At 31.3% G+C, this 16,839-nt stretch carries 17 protein-coding genes; 4 read left to right on the top strand and 13 right to left on the bottom strand.

Annotated features, from left to right (window positions below; translation table 11 throughout):
• Nucleotides 1-1,035: an o-succinylbenzoate synthase gene (locus tag LY08_RS05665; protein WP_111659480.1), complete on the bottom strand. Its 1,035-nt coding sequence runs from the start codon at nucleotides 1,033-1,035 to the stop codon at nucleotides 1-3.
• Between the two features lie 61 nt (nucleotides 1,036-1,096).
• Between LY08_RS05665 and LY08_RS05670 the strand changes: the two genes are divergently transcribed.
• Nucleotides 1,097-1,888, top strand: coding sequence for an SDR family oxidoreductase (locus LY08_RS05670; RefSeq protein ID WP_111659481.1), 792 nt, complete (start codon nucleotides 1,097-1,099; stop codon nucleotides 1,886-1,888).
• Here LY08_RS05670 and menA read toward each other — a convergent pair whose 3' ends face one another.
• Both menA and LY08_RS05680 read right to left on the bottom strand, forming a co-directional pair.
• Entirely contained in the window at nucleotides 1,889-2,791 is a 903-nt protein-coding gene (gene menA, locus LY08_RS05675) for a 1,4-dihydroxy-2-naphthoate octaprenyltransferase (RefSeq protein WP_111659482.1), read from the bottom strand.
• A gap of 4 nt (nucleotides 2,792-2,795) precedes the next feature.
• Complete coding sequence (locus LY08_RS05680; protein ID WP_111659483.1) at nucleotides 2,796-3,635, bottom strand: 1,4-dihydroxy-2-naphthoyl-CoA synthase; 840 nt, start codon at nucleotides 3,633-3,635, stop codon at nucleotides 2,796-2,798.
• A 297-nt stretch (nucleotides 3,636-3,932) separates the two neighbouring features.
• On the opposite strand from LY08_RS05680, the gene LY08_RS05685 reads away from it, so the two are divergent.
• Together LY08_RS05685 and LY08_RS05690 are read left to right on the top strand one after the other, a co-directional pair.
• Nucleotides 3,933-4,361, top strand: a complete 429-nt coding sequence (locus LY08_RS05685) for a hypothetical protein (RefSeq protein ID WP_111659484.1) — start codon at nucleotides 3,933-3,935, stop codon at nucleotides 4,359-4,361.
• A 188-nt stretch (nucleotides 4,362-4,549) separates the two neighbouring features.
• Entirely contained in the window at nucleotides 4,550-4,975 is a 426-nt protein-coding gene (locus LY08_RS05690; protein WP_111659485.1) for a hypothetical protein, read from the top strand.
• On the opposite strand, the gene LY08_RS05695 is transcribed toward LY08_RS05690, so the two are convergent.
• The 5 genes from LY08_RS05695 to LY08_RS05715 all read right to left on the bottom strand — a co-directional run bounded on the left by LY08_RS05695 (nucleotide 4,959) and on the right by LY08_RS05715 (nucleotide 9,665).
• Nucleotides 4,959-5,798 carry a CvfB family protein gene (locus LY08_RS05695; protein ID WP_111659486.1) on the bottom strand — a complete coding sequence of 280 codons (840 nt, stop codon included), beginning with the start codon at nucleotides 5,796-5,798 and terminating at the stop codon, nucleotides 4,959-4,961. The genes LY08_RS05690 and LY08_RS05695 overlap by 17 nt on opposite strands.
• A gap of 67 nt (nucleotides 5,799-5,865) precedes the next feature.
• Complete coding sequence (locus LY08_RS05700; RefSeq protein WP_111659487.1) at nucleotides 5,866-6,207, bottom strand: DUF2853 family protein; 342 nt, start codon at nucleotides 6,205-6,207, stop codon at nucleotides 5,866-5,868.
• Between the two features lie 125 nt (nucleotides 6,208-6,332).
• A complete protein-coding gene (gene menD / locus LY08_RS05705; RefSeq protein ID WP_111659619.1) occupies nucleotides 6,333-8,081 on the bottom strand; it encodes a 2-succinyl-5-enolpyruvyl-6-hydroxy-3-cyclohexene-1-carboxylic-acid synthase in 1,749 nt (582 codons plus the stop codon).
• A 42-nt stretch (nucleotides 8,082-8,123) separates the two neighbouring features.
• Entirely contained in the window at nucleotides 8,124-9,236 is a 1,113-nt protein-coding gene (locus LY08_RS05710) for a chorismate-binding protein (RefSeq protein WP_111659488.1), read from the bottom strand.
• 3 nt (nucleotides 9,237-9,239) lie between these two features.
• Nucleotides 9,240-9,665, bottom strand: coding sequence for a PaaI family thioesterase (locus tag LY08_RS05715; RefSeq protein WP_111659489.1), 426 nt, complete (start codon nucleotides 9,663-9,665; stop codon nucleotides 9,240-9,242).
• 45 nt (nucleotides 9,666-9,710) lie between these two features.
• On the opposite strand from LY08_RS05715, the gene LY08_RS05720 reads away from it, so the two are divergent.
• The gene (locus LY08_RS05720) at nucleotides 9,711-10,283 is read left to right on the top strand and encodes a GNAT family N-acetyltransferase (RefSeq protein WP_111659490.1); all 573 of its coding nucleotides are present in this window, start codon (nucleotides 9,711-9,713) and stop codon (nucleotides 10,281-10,283) included.
• Here the strand turns inward: LY08_RS05720 and LY08_RS05725 are convergent.
• The 5 genes from LY08_RS05725 to lon form a co-directional block, all read right to left on the bottom strand.
• On the bottom strand, nucleotides 10,280-11,563 hold the full coding sequence (locus LY08_RS05725; RefSeq protein ID WP_245907557.1) for a hypothetical protein: 1,284 nt from the start codon (nucleotides 11,561-11,563) through the stop codon (nucleotides 10,280-10,282). The two genes, LY08_RS05720 and LY08_RS05725, sit on opposite strands and share 4 nt — an antisense overlap.
• A gap of 95 nt (nucleotides 11,564-11,658) precedes the next feature.
• Complete coding sequence (gene porQ, locus LY08_RS05735; protein WP_146603201.1) at nucleotides 11,659-12,681, bottom strand: type IX secretion system protein PorQ; 1,023 nt, start codon at nucleotides 12,679-12,681, stop codon at nucleotides 11,659-11,661.
• A 55-nt stretch (nucleotides 12,682-12,736) separates the two neighbouring features.
• Entirely contained in the window at nucleotides 12,737-13,684 is a 948-nt protein-coding gene (locus LY08_RS05740; RefSeq protein ID WP_111659493.1) for a LysM peptidoglycan-binding domain-containing protein, read from the bottom strand.
• Between the two features lie 46 nt (nucleotides 13,685-13,730).
• A complete protein-coding gene (locus LY08_RS05745; RefSeq protein ID WP_111659494.1) occupies nucleotides 13,731-14,219 on the bottom strand; it encodes a LysM peptidoglycan-binding domain-containing protein in 489 nt (162 codons plus the stop codon).
• Nucleotides 14,220-14,226: 7 nt separating this feature from the next.
• A complete protein-coding gene (gene lon, locus LY08_RS05750) occupies nucleotides 14,227-16,674 on the bottom strand; it encodes an endopeptidase La (RefSeq protein WP_111659495.1) in 2,448 nt (815 codons plus the stop codon).
• Nucleotides 16,675-16,839: the final 165 nt, after the last annotated feature.

The raw sequence follows: 16,839 nt of genomic DNA on the forward strand, positions 1-16,839 counted from the left end.
CTAAAAATTAAATTCCCAATTAGTGTTAGTATTGTATTGCAATGTACCATTTTTTACTTGTAATGGCGACTTAATATTATTTGTAAAAAGGCCACCAGTACCCAAGCCTTGTGGTAATTTACTTTGTTTTAAATAAGTGTATTGTGCGATAGCATTAAGACCAATATTACTTTCTAAAGCACTTGTAATCCACCATCCAATTTGTTGTTTTTCAGCCAAATTAATCCATGTATCACTTCCTTTAAAACCACCAATAAAGCTTGGCTTTAAAATAATATATTGAGGATTAATTGTTTGTAATAACTGTTTTTTTTTAACATCATCAAACACACCAATTAATTCTTCATCTAAAGCAATAGGTAAAGGTGTTTGCTCACAAAGTTTAGCCATTTCTTGAAATTGTCCTGCTTTAATTGGCTGCTCGATAGAATGTAATTTATAGTCTGACAATTGTTTTAGTTTTTCTAAAGCTTCTGTAGGTGTAAACGCACCATTAGCATCCACACGTAATTCTATATCTCTTTCGCTGAAATTTTGCCTGATTCTTTTTAATAGTTCTAGTTCTGTTTGAAAATCTAAAGCACCAATTTTTAATTTTATACAACTAAATCCAGATGAAATTTTATCTTTTATTTGTTGTTTCATAAACCCTTTGTCACCCATCCATATCAAACCGTTAATTGAGATTGCTGCTTGTCCAGAAGTAAACGCTGAAGGATATAATATAAATGGGTTATTGCTTTCTAAACTTTTAAAAGCCATTTCTAAGCCTATTTGTATACTCGGAAACGCTTTATTTTCTTCATACAAAACCTCTAACCCTTTATGGATATGTTGACATGTGTATTGTAATTGGTCTTGGTAATTTGGTCTATCATCTGCGCTCAACCCTCTCAGAATACCACATTCGCCTATGCCACGTTTTCCATTATTCTCAATGGTGATAAACCAAGTTTCTTTGGTTTTTAAAACACCTCTAGAAGTTCCGCTAGGTCTTTTAAATTCTAAAATATGTTTGTGGTAAGTTGCTTTCATTTTTAACGATTTCAAAAATACTCAATTAATTTTGTAATTTCACTTTAAAATATACGATTACATGACCTTTAAAAATAAAGTAGTTTGGATAACAGGAGCATCAAGTGGTATTGGTAAAGGTTTGGTTTTAGCGTTGTCCACAATGGACTGTCAGTTAATCATTTCATCTAGAAACCAATCCGATTTAGATGAGATTAAAAACAGTTTACCAAATCCAGACACTATTGCAGTTTTACCATTTGATTTAGCAAATTATGATGCTATGTCACCAATAGCAGAACAAGCTATTAATTGTTTTGGAAAGGTAGATGTATTAATTAATAATGGAGGAATAAGTCAACGCTCTTTAATTATAGACACAGCCATTAGTGTTGACAAAAAATTAATGGACATTGATTACTTAGGCACAGTTGCATTAAGCAAAGCTTTGTTACCTCATTTTATTAAAAATCAAATTGGACATTATGTCGTGGTAAGTAGTTTGATGGGTAAATTTAGCTCACCTTATCGTTCTGGATATTGTGGTGCTAAACACGCTTTACATGGTTTTTTTGATGCCTTACGTATGGAACACGATAAAGACAATATTAAAGTCACCATAATATGTCCTGGATTTGTCAATACTAATGTTGCCAAAAATGCTTTAGTTGGAGATGGCTCTGCACAAAACAGTCAGGATGTTGCAACAGAAAATGGTTTATCTGTTGTAGAATTTACCAAAAGAATGATTAAAGCAATAGAGAAAGAAAAGTATGAAGCATATATTGGCAAAAAAGAAGTTTTAGGTGTGTATTTAAAACGTTTCTTCCCTAAATTACTACACAAATATGTATTAAATAGTCAGGTTAGGTAATTATAACAAATGTCCTACACCCAGCAAAACACTTAATAAAACAGTTGTTAATGCTAGCTTTTTTAATTCTGGATCAAAATCTTTAGGATTAGTTACCGATTTAATTTTTTTAAGATGTAGTACTAAAGGTATATACGCTATAAAAAAGATAAGATTAAAAGGTGATGTAAAATAGAATATCCCAAACAAAAAAGACATAATAATTGCCGATATGATTAGAGAAAAGTGATATTTTTTAGCTTTTTCTGCACCAAGTTTTACTGCTAAGGTTATTTTGTTTGCACTTACATCCGATTGGATATCTCGCATATTATTTAAATTTAACACTGCAGTACTTAGTAACCCAATGGTAATTGCTGGTAAAATGGTAACATGGTCTAATTGTTTAGCATATAACACATAACTACCAATAACACTAACAAGTCCAAAAAATAAAAAGACATAAATATCTCCTTTGCCTTTATAACCATAAGCAGATTCTCCAATAGTATATTTTATTGCAGATTTAATAGCAATTCCTGCAATAATAAAAAACAACAATGCTAAGAAGAAGTGTTTTGCTTTAAAAGAAAAATAAATTAATCCTACTGTTAGAGCTATGCAAATTAAAATGTTTATTCTAATAGCTTTAAAAAGTTCTTCTTTAGTTATTGCTCCGGATTGTAATGCTCTAGTTGGACCAATACGTTGGTCGTTATCTGTGCCTTTAACACCATCTCCATAATCGTTAGCTAAGTTTGATAATATTTGATAACTCAACGTTGTAAGTATGGCAAAAATGAATATTCTAGTATCAAAAACGCCATTATATTCTGCTAAGCAAGAACCAATGATAATCCCAGAAATTGATAAAGGCAATGTCCTTAAACGCATTGCAGACACCCAAGTGGCTATATTTGTCATAAAATTAAGGTATCCATTTTTTTGGAAAGTTAGGCTTACGTTTTTCTAAAAACGCATCACGACCTTCTTTAGCTTCGTCTGTCATATAGGCTAATCTTGTTGCTTCGCCAGCAAATACTTGTTGACCAACCATACCATCATCTGTTAAATTCATAGCAAATTTAAGCATCTTTATAGACGTTGGAGATTTTTCTAAAATCTCTTGAGCCCATTGATAAGCAGTAGCTTCAAGCTCTGCATGAGGGATAACAGCATTAACCATACCCATTTCAAAAGCTTCTTGTGCGGTGTAATTTCTTCCTAAGAAAAATATTTCTCTTGCTTTTTTTTGACCAACCATTTTAGCTAAGTAAGCAGAGCCATAACCACCATCAAAACTGGTAACATCTGCATCTGTTTGCTTAAAAATAGCGTGTTCTTTACTGGCTAAAGTTAAATCGCAAACCACATGTAAGCTGTGACCGCCTCCTACTGCCCAACCCGGAACTACAGCAATTACTGCTTTTGGCATAAAACGGATTAAACGTTGTACTTCTAATATATTTAGTCTATGGTATCCATCTTCTCCAACATATCCTTGATGTCCTCTAGCCTTTTGATCACCTCCAGAGCAAAAACTATAGACACCATCTTTACTAGATGGTCCCTCTGCAGATAATAGTACTACACCAATACTTGTATCTTCTCCAGCATCATAAAACGCTTCGTATAATTCTTTTGTTGTTTTTGGTCTAAAAGCATTTCTAACATCAGGTCTATTAAATGCTATTCTTGCTACACCATTACATTTGGAATAAGTAATGTCTTCAAAATCTTTAGCTTTTTGCCAGTTAATGACTTCCATAAACAGTATTATAAAAATTAATTTTAGTGCATAAAAGTACGTAAATTATATATTTTACATCTGTAAAAACGTTTTTTTGTAACTATACAAAACAAAAAACCACCTGTTAAATTCATGTATTTCAATCTATTATAAATGTTTATAGCATATCAAATATTGTAAGAAAAAACATACTGAAAGTGGTTTTTAAACGATGTTTTTATTGTTTAATCGAGAAATTACTATTGGATACTTCTAAAAAATGGTAATGAATAATTGAAATATATATTTGTACTACTATTAATTAATCCTTTGAAAATGAACATTATAGACTCGGTTATTTTTAATCATGTCATAAAAGAACAAACCTTTGAAATCGGTCAACTTTATTTTTTTGAACATTTAATTTTAATTCAAATAAATGATGGTATGCATGTTAGTATAGACACTGCTCAAGATTGTTTTAAAGCTATTTATGATTTTTATGGTACAGAAAAGCCTTTTGGTTACATATCTAATAGAATTAATGAATATTCTATAGAAGTTTTAGATTATCCTAAACACAATAGTTTGTTTCCTAATTTAAAAATGTATGGAGTTATTGGTTACTCTCAAATAAATGAAATGAACTTTAATATTGAGAGACAATTTTGTGACATACCTTATATAGAATTTAAAAATTTAAATGACGCCTACACTTATGTTAATAATTATGTGTTAAATAAATCTTTTACTAACGCATCGTAGTTATTTAATTTCCCTCTGTAAACAACTATTTAATAGTTAACTAATTAGCTGCTTGATATGAATTGAAATTTCATTAGAGCAGCTTTTTTATGTTATAATTTTAAAATAAATTAATTTTTATCAAAATTTATTTAAATTTAGGAGCTAAAATAATTCTATTATAATTAAGCCTCTAAGTTATAATTGTTATGAAAATAATTGATTCAACATTAGCAAACGAAATTAAGGACGTTTATGTGTCTGACTATGGAAATTTTTACTTTTTGGATGGTATAGTTATCTCTGAAATAGAAGAAGGTGTGACTTTTACTTGGGATGAAGCAGTAAAAGCTATAGAAGCAGTAAAAGCATTTTATGGGCCTAATTTTAATGTTTGTTATATTTCAAACAGAGTAAATAATTATTCTGTAAAACCATCTGACTGGTTAAAATTTTATAGAAAAAATAATAAGCTTGTAGGATATGCTGTTGTAACTAAAAGTGAAAACAGTTGGTTTAATGCTTTAATGGAAAAGCTATTTTCTAAAATAGAAATAGAACGCTTTGAAGATTTATATGAAGCTATTAAATGGGCTAAACAGAAAAACTTGAATAAATCTAATCTTGCGTCTTAAGGTAAATACCGTCTTCTTTTATTTCTATTAATTTCTTTTTATATAAGGTCCCAATTGCTTTTTTAAATGTTTTTTTACTCATCTGCAACTGGTTTTTAATTAGCTCTGGATTTGACTTATCTGTTAATGGTATAAAACCACTATTATCCTGTAATTCTTGCATGATTTTATCTGCATTAGGCTCTATATTTCTGTAACCAATTTGCCCTAAACTAATATCCAGTTTGTTACCTGGTCTAATTTTCTTAACTATTCCTTTTAGTTTGTCACCAACACTTAAATCTTGATAGATATTATCTTTATAAATTAATCCAGAATGTTTATTGTTAACAATAACATTCATCCCCAAATCACTTGGGTGTGATACTATAATATCTACTTGATCAAACTGAGATACTGTTAAGTCTTTATTATCAAGAAATCTATTGGTTTTACTTGAAGCTACAAGGCGTTCTGTTACTTCATCTAAATAACAATGTACCAAATACCAACCTCCTTTTTTCATTGGAAAAGCTTGTTCTTTAAATGGGCAAAACAATTCTTTAACTAATCCAAAATCTAAAAAAGCGCCAAATTTGGTTACTTCATTACAACGTAACATGGCAAATTCACCTTTTTTAATATAAGGTTCGTCTGTGGTAGCTATGATACGTTCTTCATTATCTAAATAAACAAAAACTTTAAGTGTATCACCAATTTCAAAATGTTCTGGAACATATCTATTTGGTAATAATACTTCGTTATTATCGTCATCACCTAAAAATAATCCAGGTTCTGTATCACGTAAAATTTCAAGTGTATTGTAGTCTCCTATTTGTATCATTTTGCAAAGGTAAGCATATAAAAAAAGCGTTACATAAGTGTAACGCTTTTTTTATATTTTTTTTATCCTATTTATAAACAGACTCTTTTTTAAAGTGTTTAGTCAATAAATAATATACAACAGCTCTGTATTTGTTTTTGTTAGATCTTCCGTAAGTATCCATAACAGAATCTATTGCTTTGTCTAAATCTGCACTATTTTTTAATCCTAATTTTTTGATTAAAAAATTATTTTTAACTGTATCTAATTCCGATTGATCACTTCCAGATACTGTTGCAGCATCTTTATTGTATATAGAAGGTCCACATCCAATTGTTACTTTTGTTAATAAATCCATGTCTGCTTTTACACCACATTTATCCTTTAAATCTGCAGCGTACTTTGCGATTAGCTCATCACGTTTACTCATAATTTCAAATAATTTTAGATTAATAATTTTTTAGCATTTTAAAGGTACACTTTTTTTGTGTTGCTAAATAAACTACGCTTTAATTATAAGATGTTTCCGATAAACGTCAATTTTTATCGACAAAACTATTTAATAAACTGAAAATAATCCAATAAAATCGCATCATTGTCTGTAGAAGGTGTCATAATTTCTAATAATTTAGGCTTACCTTCATCCTTGTAAAAATCTGATAATGTGCCTTCTAGATCATTTTTATTATTAACCGTATAATATTTAAAATTAAACATAGCACACAAATGCTGAGCAGTTAATTGATGTTTAGTTTCAAAAAATTGATCAAAATTTTCTGTGTTTTTATGTCCTGGAAGAATTCTGAAAATTCCTCCACCTTGATTGTTAATCAATACTATTTTAAAGTTGTTAGGAATATAGTTATTCCATAGCGCATTACTATCATAGAAAAAACTTAAATCACCAGTAATAAAAACTGTAGGTTTTGAATTTGCTAATGCAGCACCAATTGCAGTACTTGTGCTACCATCAATTCCGCTTGTCCCTCTGTTACAAAAGACTTCTAAAGTAGGATTTAAATTAAACAACTGCGTGTAACGTATTGCAGAACTATTTCCAACCTGAAGTTGGCTAAAATCTGGTATACTATTTAAAATAAGATCGAAAGCTTTAATGTCTGAAAACGGAATTTGTTGCATGTATAACTGATGCTTTTGGTTTCTAATATCCATTTGATGACTCCAAAACGGATTGTAAGTGCTTTTAACGCTTTGCGTTAGAGGTAAAAATTGTTTAAAAAAAGAATTTATAGACTGTTTAAATACGTTGTTTAAAACAAAATAGGTGTCATTTGCACCTTGCTCTGCAACATGCCAATGGTGATTTGGCTTGAAGGTCCTTAAAAACTTCTTTATTTTTTTTGATACAACCAAACCTCCAAAAGTTAAAAGGATTTCGGGTTGTAGTAATTTAAATTCGTCTTCTGTTAAAGCACCTATTAATTTATCTATGCTTGGACAAAATTGATTATGGTGTAAATTAGAAGTGGTTTCTGTAAGTACCAGTACACTTTCATCGTTTGCAAGTTGGTCTAAATAGTATTGTTCCACGCTATGTGGTGGTAAAACACCAACCAATACTAGTTTTTTAGTTGAGTTGTTCCAGAGGTTTGCATATTTGCTATAATCTTCCGTAATGGTTTCTGTCTCTACTGGAATTATTTTTGGATTTACCGATAATTCTTCAACCATATCATATAATGGTTCATCAAACGGAATATTAATATGTACAGGACCTTGAGATACAATAGCAGTATTTAGCGCTTTGTTAATTTCGGTTTCATTTTGTTGTTGGATGCTTTGTTGCAAGCCTAAATATTTTTCAATTTTATTTTCAATACTCTTCATAATCGGCAAGTCTTCCGCGAAAGCGTTATCCTTTTCTGGATTTAAATCTTGCTTTAAATTTGCTGAATATTGAATATGATTATTATAGACATGTTCTTGATTTATTGTTTGTCCATCGCCAATTCCGACCAGATATTTAGGTCTATCTGCACTTAAAACTACTAATGGAATGTGGCTATAAAAAGCTTCTGAAACTCCTGGATAATAATTAAGTAAAGCACTACCAGAGGTACAAACTACTGCAACAGGATGTTTGATTTGTTGGGCAATACCTAGAGCAAAAAAAGCAGCACATCGCTCGTCCACAATACTATAACACTTAAAAAAAGGATCATGTGTAAACCCAATGGTTAAAGGTGCATTTCTGCTACCAGGAGAGATAACTATATGCTGAATATTCTTAGCTTTACATAGCTGAATAACGGTTTGTGCTAACGGAATTTTTGGGTACTTAATCATTAGTGTAAAAATACAAAACGTTAAACCTATTTTATACCTTTATAAGAGGTTTTTAACAGTTTTAGTTTTTGCTACAGTTTCTTCCCACTCTTGTACTGGGACAGAATCTTTTGTTATACCACCACCAACATAAATATGTGCTTGATTATTTTTTATTTGTAAGCATCTTAAGTTAACAAACAGATGCGAGGTTGTTTTTATTGAAGTATAGGCATTATTCTCTACATTTCTTCGGTTGGTGTTTCTGGATTTGGATTGCTTAATATTGATTTCGCCTAAAAATCCAGTATAAAATTCACGATTATAACCTTCGTTTTTTAATATAAATTCTTTAGCAGTGTGCTTTGGTAATCCACACACTGCAGGAGTTGGATGTAGTATATTAATTACTGAAAGCAATCCGTTTTCAGGATTTAAAAGACCTGATATTTTGGTTTTTAAATGTAATAAATTACCTGCTTTTACAGTTTCTAGTTTACCTACATTTAGGCTACTAACAGACGATTTTAAATTACTAACTATATAGTCCGTTACTAATTGCTGTTCTTCTAATTCTTTAGTTTTCCATGTCACCTCAGCAGAATTTGAAAAAGATTGTGTGCCAGCTAAAGACATGGTCTTAAACCTTTTACCTTCCACTTGTAATAATGTTTCTGGAGTGGCTCCCAACCATAATCCAACTTGTGGATGATACCAACAATATACCATTGCTGTTGTATAGCTTGCTAGTAAATTTTTGAATAATTGAACAATATCTTTATCAAATTCTTGAATTTGTACTCTAGACAAAACTACCTTCTTCAAGGTACCACTTTCAATACTTTTTATGCCTTTTTGAATCAGTTGAATGTGTTGTTGTTTTTGGTCTATTTCAGTATCAATGGTGTCATTGTTATCATTGTCTAGGTCTTCAAAATTTTCTTCTAAAGAGATGACATCACACTGGTTTAAAGGAAATAGAACTGATTGTTTATTAGTATCGAATGGCGAAAACACAAAACCACTTTCTTTAAAATCTATTACAGAGTGAAGCTGGGCATCTTTTTGAAGCAACGCCTTAACTTCTAAGCTGTTTGGTTTTCTGAAAGCGACAAAAGGTAATTTGGCTAAAAAGTGACTGGACAGTTGATTGAAAAAATCTTGAACAATCATGAATTATTTCTTTTTGGGTAAAGAAATGGTCGATAACTTACACACAGAAATAAGATTATCCTGCTCATCTGTAACACGAATATCCAATAATTGCGTGGTACGACCTTTATGAATAAAGGTTGCTTTGGCATAAATAAAACCAGAGCTTACACTTTTTAGATGGTTGGCTGTAATCTCTAAACCTCTAATCATTAGCTTGTCGGCATCTAAAAAAATATGAGACGCAAAACTACCAACACTTTCTGCTAAAGCAGCAGTAGCACCACCATGTAAAACGCCATCTGGTTGATGTACCCTTGGAGTAACAGGCATTTTAGCTACTAAAAAATCTTCACCATAATCAATCATTTCTATTTCTAATGTTTCCATTAAAGTGTTTTTACTGGCTTTATTTGCTGTTTCTAATAGTTGTGCTTTAGAATAGTTCATGTATCTTTAATTTTGATTACAAAAATACAAAACAAACCGCTTACAATGACTGCACCTACACTTGAAAACCAACGTGCAAAACTAATTCCTTTAGATTTAAGTAATTACAAGCATCTGTTAGACATAGCTCAAGAGAAAAATTTAATTTATTACTCGCCAAGCAACATTTCTACACCTGAAACATTAAAACAATATGTACAAACAGCAGTAGATGGACTGTATCACAATACCACGTTACCATTTATTATTTACGACAAATTAAAACAAGCGTATGCTGGAAGTACACGATTTGGGTTAATTAACTTTAATAATAAAGTATTACATATTGGCTGGACATGGATAGGTCATAATTTTCAAGGGACTGGATTAAATAAACATGTGAAATTTTTAATGCTACACTATGCGTTTGAAACCTTACACTTTGAAAAAGTTGAATTTAGAATAGATGAGCGTAACATAAAATCTAGAAAAGCAGTAGAAAAATTAGGTGCTACATTAGAAGGCATATTACGTGAAGATACTGTAATGGCAGATGGTTTTAGACGAAGCACGTGTTGTTATGGTATATTAAAACGCGAATGGAACAATATTAAAGACCATGTATTTAAAAATTTTTAATTCTTGTTAATACACTCGAAACACTCCATTAATCTAGAATCGATATCTAAATCTTCAGACCCTTTTAACTGTTGCTGTAGTTTACCTTTTTCATCAATCGAAGCTTTAAACGCTTTAGCATAGTTTACTAAATCATCTCTTCTAGATTTAATTTTATTAATAATTTCTTTTCCATCTAGATCAGCAATACTTTTAGGCCAAACTTTTAGAGCTTGCTCTAAAACAGAATCATTAAGCATGATTTGAAGTTGTTTTGCTTGATCTACAAATAAAGCTTCTGGAGTATTTAATAAGAAATATCTATCAAAAGGATATACTAAACCAGGCATAAAGTCTATGTCATTCTCAAAAGGTCTTAATTCTTCAACAACATATTTATTAGACAGTAAAGTAGGTACTATCCCTTCAAGATTAAAAAAAGCATTATCCCTATCTCCTGCTATAGGATGCGCAATATACTTACCATTAGTATCTTGAATAGCCCAACCCCATTGTTTGGTATGTCTGTCCCAATCGCCAATTAATAAATCAAATAGTCTTGCTCTAATTAGTTCTGTTTTATTGATAAAAACTTTTTCTGGATATTTTAATTTTAATTCTTGTAAATCTTCTGTATCTATGGTGTTAACAATACTATCTAGTTCAGTCCAATTGGTTTTACTTTCGGTTTCATATTCTAGTAAATACAATCGGTTACGGTATTTATCGCTATACTGCTTTAAAGTTTTTTGTTTAGGCACAAACACTACTTTAGGTTTAGTGTTTAAAAGATTAGCTTTATCTGCCAGCTCTGCTGCTAAAATGGCACCATAAGGATGTTGAGCAGAAATACCATCTACAATTATATTTTCTAAACCCAAAGTTTCAGCTATTTCTGGTATTAATTTTTTAGGATCTTTATTAACACCTCTAAGCGTTAATTCTATACTATCTTTAGTAATTAGTTTTAACGAATGGGTTTGTTTACCACCTCCTTCTTTTAAAATAGTTACGCCTCCCAACAACGTATCCAAGTACATTACCGGAACCTTAATAGGTGTTGCCCAAGCTTGTCTATACTGCTCACCTTGAATTAAAGTTTTAATCTCATCTGCCTTATACAAAGAGCTAGCGGTAACCATAACGGAATCAATCGCTTTAAAATTTACAGCATTCACATTATCATAATTAACTAAATCTGATTTTATAAATGTTTTTTCTGTGGAAGATACTGACCAATACATTAAGCCTATAAATATAATAAGCACTATTATGATTAAAGAGACTATTTTTTTTATCAATGTAATGGAGTTTGGTTGTTACTGCAAGTTACTAAAGATTTATGTTCTTAATCTTAAAAAAAAATTAAAACAAATAGTACTAATCAATAAACTAGTTATTGCAAATCAATATGCAATCCAAAAAAGTTAGCATTACTAGCTGCAGTGTATTTAGCATGTGTGTAGCTAAAGCGTAGTTTGTTTATTTTGATAGCAAATCCTGCAGATAGCCCAGAAAAGTTACGTTGGTCTACAATTCGCAATTCTTCTGCACGTCTAAAGTTATAGCCTAGTCTGATATTAAATCCTTTGTCTGGAAATAACTCTGCACCAATTATAGTATGACGCATGACATTACTAATAAATCCAACCTCTTCTTGTGTTTGGTTACCTTCTAAATCTGTGGTTGCTCTAGCAGGGTTGGACACACCTATTGGCCACTGCTGTAAATTCTCGAAAGTTAAGTGCCAACGCAATGGAATGTGCTCTAAGGTTTGGGATAATCCTAAGGTAATATCTAGAGGCAAGCTTTCGCGCTGTCCAGCATACGTTGTTATTTGTGTTCCCAAATTACGGACTACCAATGCTGCTTGAAACTCTAATTTTTCATCTATATACATTAAACCCAAATCTGTTGCTATTCCTAAAGAACTATACTGTTCTAGACTAGAAGTAATAAACTTAACATTAGACCCAAAATAAAAATCTGAATACCCAATTTGCAATGCGTAACCAACAGATAAGGCTGCTTCGGTACCAGTAAATGTACCTGTAGATATTCCGTTTTCATCATAACCATCAAAGTCGCCATAATTGATGTAGGTCATTCCAGCATGTATAGTTTGTGTACGTCTATCCCAGGTATAAGCATAGGCTGCAGTACCATACGTAATACCACCTAAGTAATTACTAAAATTTAAAGCAAGTTGATTATCCATTTCTGGATTAATTGCAGATGGGTTGTAAATAGCTTGAGTAACGTCGTAATCTATATTTGTTAGGACTTTACCTCCTAAAGCTGCTTGACGTGGTGAGGATACTAAGTTTAAAAATTGATAAGTCGATTGTCCACCTAATTGCGCAAAGCAAAACGTACTAGTTAGCATGACAAAAAAAGGGACAATTGTATTTTTAAACATAGTTTGCAAAGTAAATAAATCTACTTTAAAACGAAGATATAGAAGATTTATTTTTTTACTTTAAAATAAGCTTTTGCCCAATTTTTAAATTGTTGAATTTAACTTCATTAAGCTGAGTTAATTTTTCTACCGTAGTATTGTACTTCTTAGCTAAGTTATACAAGTTATCACCTTCTTTAATAATGTGATAATCAACACCTTCAACTGGATTTTTATTAGTAGAATCACTATTTAACTCAGAAACATCCTTTATTATGCTTTGTTCTGTACTAGTAGCCTCTAGATTTTCAGCTTCTTTGGTTTCAATTTCCTTTTTAACTGCTTCTTTTTTAATTGCTTTTTGTTTAGCAAGCTCTAATTTTTTTTGTGCTTCTTCCAATTGTTTTCTTGCAGCAATAACTTCTTCAGATTCTTCTTCCTCTTCAATTGTATCATTTGCATTTGGAACTATCATTGGCTTGTAATACGTGCTAGTTCTTGATACTGGTTTTTTTGCATCAGGACTTGTAGTTTTTTGTGGTGCTTCTACTTGTGTAGGCATTGCATCTGGAGGTGGAGGTGCTAACGTAGATGGTGATTGTCCTGGTCTTAATTTAGCAATAATACGCTCTTCTCCAACATAACTAATAACTGGGCTACTAGAAGGAACTAATACTCGATTGATAATTTTAAGCTCTTGTCCTAAACTTAATTTACTAGACGTTAATTTATTATCTGTTTTTAATTGATTAAGATCTAACTTATGTTTTTTTGCAATTGAAGATAAAGTTTCTCCCTTAACCACTTTGTGTATTGAAATATCGTTGTACACTACTCCACTTGCTGTGGTACGCAACTCCTCTGGATTTGTGTCTGCATGCGAACGAAAAACGTATTCTCCTGTTTTTGTAGACATAAAGGCTTCTTTATCTTCTACAATTATTGGTAAGAATTCTTCTTCAGTTTCTTGTGCAAAACTAAAATTTGCACAAAACAACATTAAAACAAACAGTATATTTTTCATTTTAAATAATAGTTTAATTTTGACAAATATAAACTATTGATTTTAACTATTTTAAAGTTAAAAGTTGCCCAATAGCTATGGTGTTATTTTCTAAGCTATTTAATCTTTTAATTTCTGAAACAGATACGCCTGTTTTTTTTGATATAGAATATAACGTATCGCCTTTAGCAACCGTCCATGTTGCTTTATTATTAACCTTAGCGGAAGTTGCATATCCAATTTTTAACACTTGTCCAACCAATAACGTATTACTTGTAAGTTTGTTAATAGTTTTAATATGTGGCATACTAACTCCGTATTTTTGAGAAATAGAATACAATGTATCTCCTTTATCTACCACGTGTATATCAATAATATCTGCACTATCATCTGTAGATGTAGTTGTTGAAACCTCATTATTAGTAGTAAATGTTGTTTCACCAGTTTTAGTGTTTAAAAGTGCTGGTTTTCCGTTTAGCATTATTTTTACTACATGCTCTTGTGCTAATGCAGTCAAGGAATTTAATACGATTATTATAACAATAAGTACTTTCATTTTTATATTATAATTTTTTAGCGTTTTTTACTTTTTGATTTGTAATTGCAATATTTACAACATCCATCATATCTGTTACATAATGAAATGTCAATCCTTTTAAATATTCTGGCTTGATTTCTTCTATATCACGTCTGTTATCTTCGCAAAGCAAAATTTCTTTAATTCTAGCACGTTTTGCTGCTAATATTTTTTCTTTAATTCCACCAACTGGTAATACTTTACCACGTAGTGTTATCTCTCCTGTCATTGCCAAGCTTTTCTTGACTTTACGTTGTGTAAATAAAGACACTAACGAGGTTAACATTGTCACACCAGCACTTGGTCCATCTTTTGGTGTTGCACCTTCAGGTACATGTATGTGGACATTATATTTTTCAAAGACTTCTGGGTTAATTTTTAGCTGGTCTGCATGAGCTTTTATAAACTCCATTGCAATGGTAGAGGACTCTTTCATTACTTTACCTAAGTTACCTGTAATGTTTAAAGCTCCTTTTCCTTTAGATAAAATAGATTCTATAAATAAAATATCACCACCTACTCTAGTCCAAGCCAATCCTGTAACCACTCCTGCTACATTATTATTTTCATATTTATCGCGTTCTAGTTTTGGTCCACCTAATACGTCAACAATTATATTATTGGTAACTTTAACTTCATACGCTTCGTCCATTGCTATATTTTTGGCTGCATAACGTACCATTTTAGCTAATTGTTTTTCTAAACCACGTACACCAGATTCGCGTGTGTAGCCTTCCACAATTTTTTCTAATTGCGGTTTACCTATTTTTAAGTGCTTGTCTTCTAAACCGTGTTCTTTTAATTGTTTTGGTAACAAGTGGCGTTTTGCAATCTCTACTTTTTCTTCAATAGTATAACCTGTTACATTTATAATTTCCATTCTGTCGCGTAAAGCAGGCTGGATGGTATTTAAACTGTTAGAGGTTGCAATAAACATGACTTTAGATAAGTCGTAACCCATTTCTAAGAAGTTATCATGGAACTCGCTATTCTGCTCTGGATCTAACACTTCTAATAATGCAGACGACGGGTCACCTTGATGCGAGTTTGATAACTTATCAATCTCATCTAAAACAAATACGGGATTAGAAGTACCTGCTTTTTTAAGGCTTTGAATAATACGTCCAGGCATGGCTCCAATGTAAGTTTTACGATGTCCACGTATTTCTGCTTCATCACGCAAACCTCCTAAACTCATACGAACATACTCACGTCCTAATGCTTCTGCAATAGATTTTCCTAAAGAGGTTTTACCAACTCCAGGAGGTCCATACAAGCAGATGATAGGAGACTTCATGTCATTACGTAGTTTTAAAACTGCAAGATGCTCTATAATACGTTTTTTGACATCATCTAAACCGTAGTGATCACGATCTAATATTTTTTCTGCACGTTTTAAATCAAAATTATCTTTACTAAACTCGTTCCAAGGTAAATCTAAAAACAAGTCCAAGTAATTACGTTGAATAGAATACTCTGCTACTTGAGGATTCATTCGCTGCATTTTTGCTAATTCTTTTTCAAAGTGCTTAGCGACTTTTTCATCCCAAAGTTTAGATTCAGCTCGAGATTTCATCTCTTCAATTTCTTCTGCATTTCCACCTCCAAGCTCTTCTTGAATTGTTTTTAATTGCTGATTTAAGAAATATTCACGTTGTTGCTGATTTAAATCGCTTTGAACTTTAGACTGAATATCGTTTTTAAGTTCCAATTTCTGAAACTCGATATTCATAAATCGCAAAGTTTCTAAAGCACGATCTTTTAGATGATTCATTTCTAAAAGCGCTTGTTTTTCGTCTACACTTAAATTCATGTTTGACGATACAAAATTGATTAAAAACGAATCGCTTTCAATATTTTTAATAGCAAACGTCGCCTCTGTTGGGATATTTGGACTATCCTTAATAATTTGTACTGCTAAGTCTTTAATAGACTCTATTATGGCACCAAACTCTTTGTTTTTAGCAGCAGGTTTTGCTTGTGGCACCTCTTTAACTGTAGCTTTTATATAAGGTTGTTCTGTAATAACTTGATCAATCTCAAAACGTTTTTTTCCTTGAATAATCACAGTAGTATTGCCATCAGGCATTTTCAATACCTTTAATATTCTAGCAACTGTACCTATTTTATGTAAGTCTTCTGCTTTAGGATCTTCTACGTCTTCGTCTATTTGAGAGACTACACCTATAACTTTTCCACCGTTATTTGCATCGTTTATTAATTTTATTGATTTATCGCGACCTGCAGTAATTGGAATAACTACTCCAGGAAATAATACGGTATTACGTAGGGATAGAATTGGCAAAGTTTCAGGAAGTTCTTCTTTTTCAATTTTTTCTTCATCCTCTGGAGTCATTAACGGAATTAACTCTGAATTTTCATCAAAATCCTGTAATGACAAACTGTCAAGTGATATAAAGTTAGATTTTTTCATATGCATATATAAGCCAAAATGTCACTTTTTAGGGTGTATTTATAGCTTTATCTTTTAAATAATTATTTTCAATTTTAGCTATAGTACTGATATACTTACAAGTAACACGACATAGCTATTGTATTTAGATATTAAAAATTCAATTAATGTGCCACTCTTTGTTTA

Origin of the sequence: Olleya aquimaris (genome assembly GCF_003259525.1) — a bacterium.
Taxonomy (GTDB): Bacteria; Bacteroidota; Bacteroidia; order Flavobacteriales; family Flavobacteriaceae; genus Olleya; species Olleya aquimaris.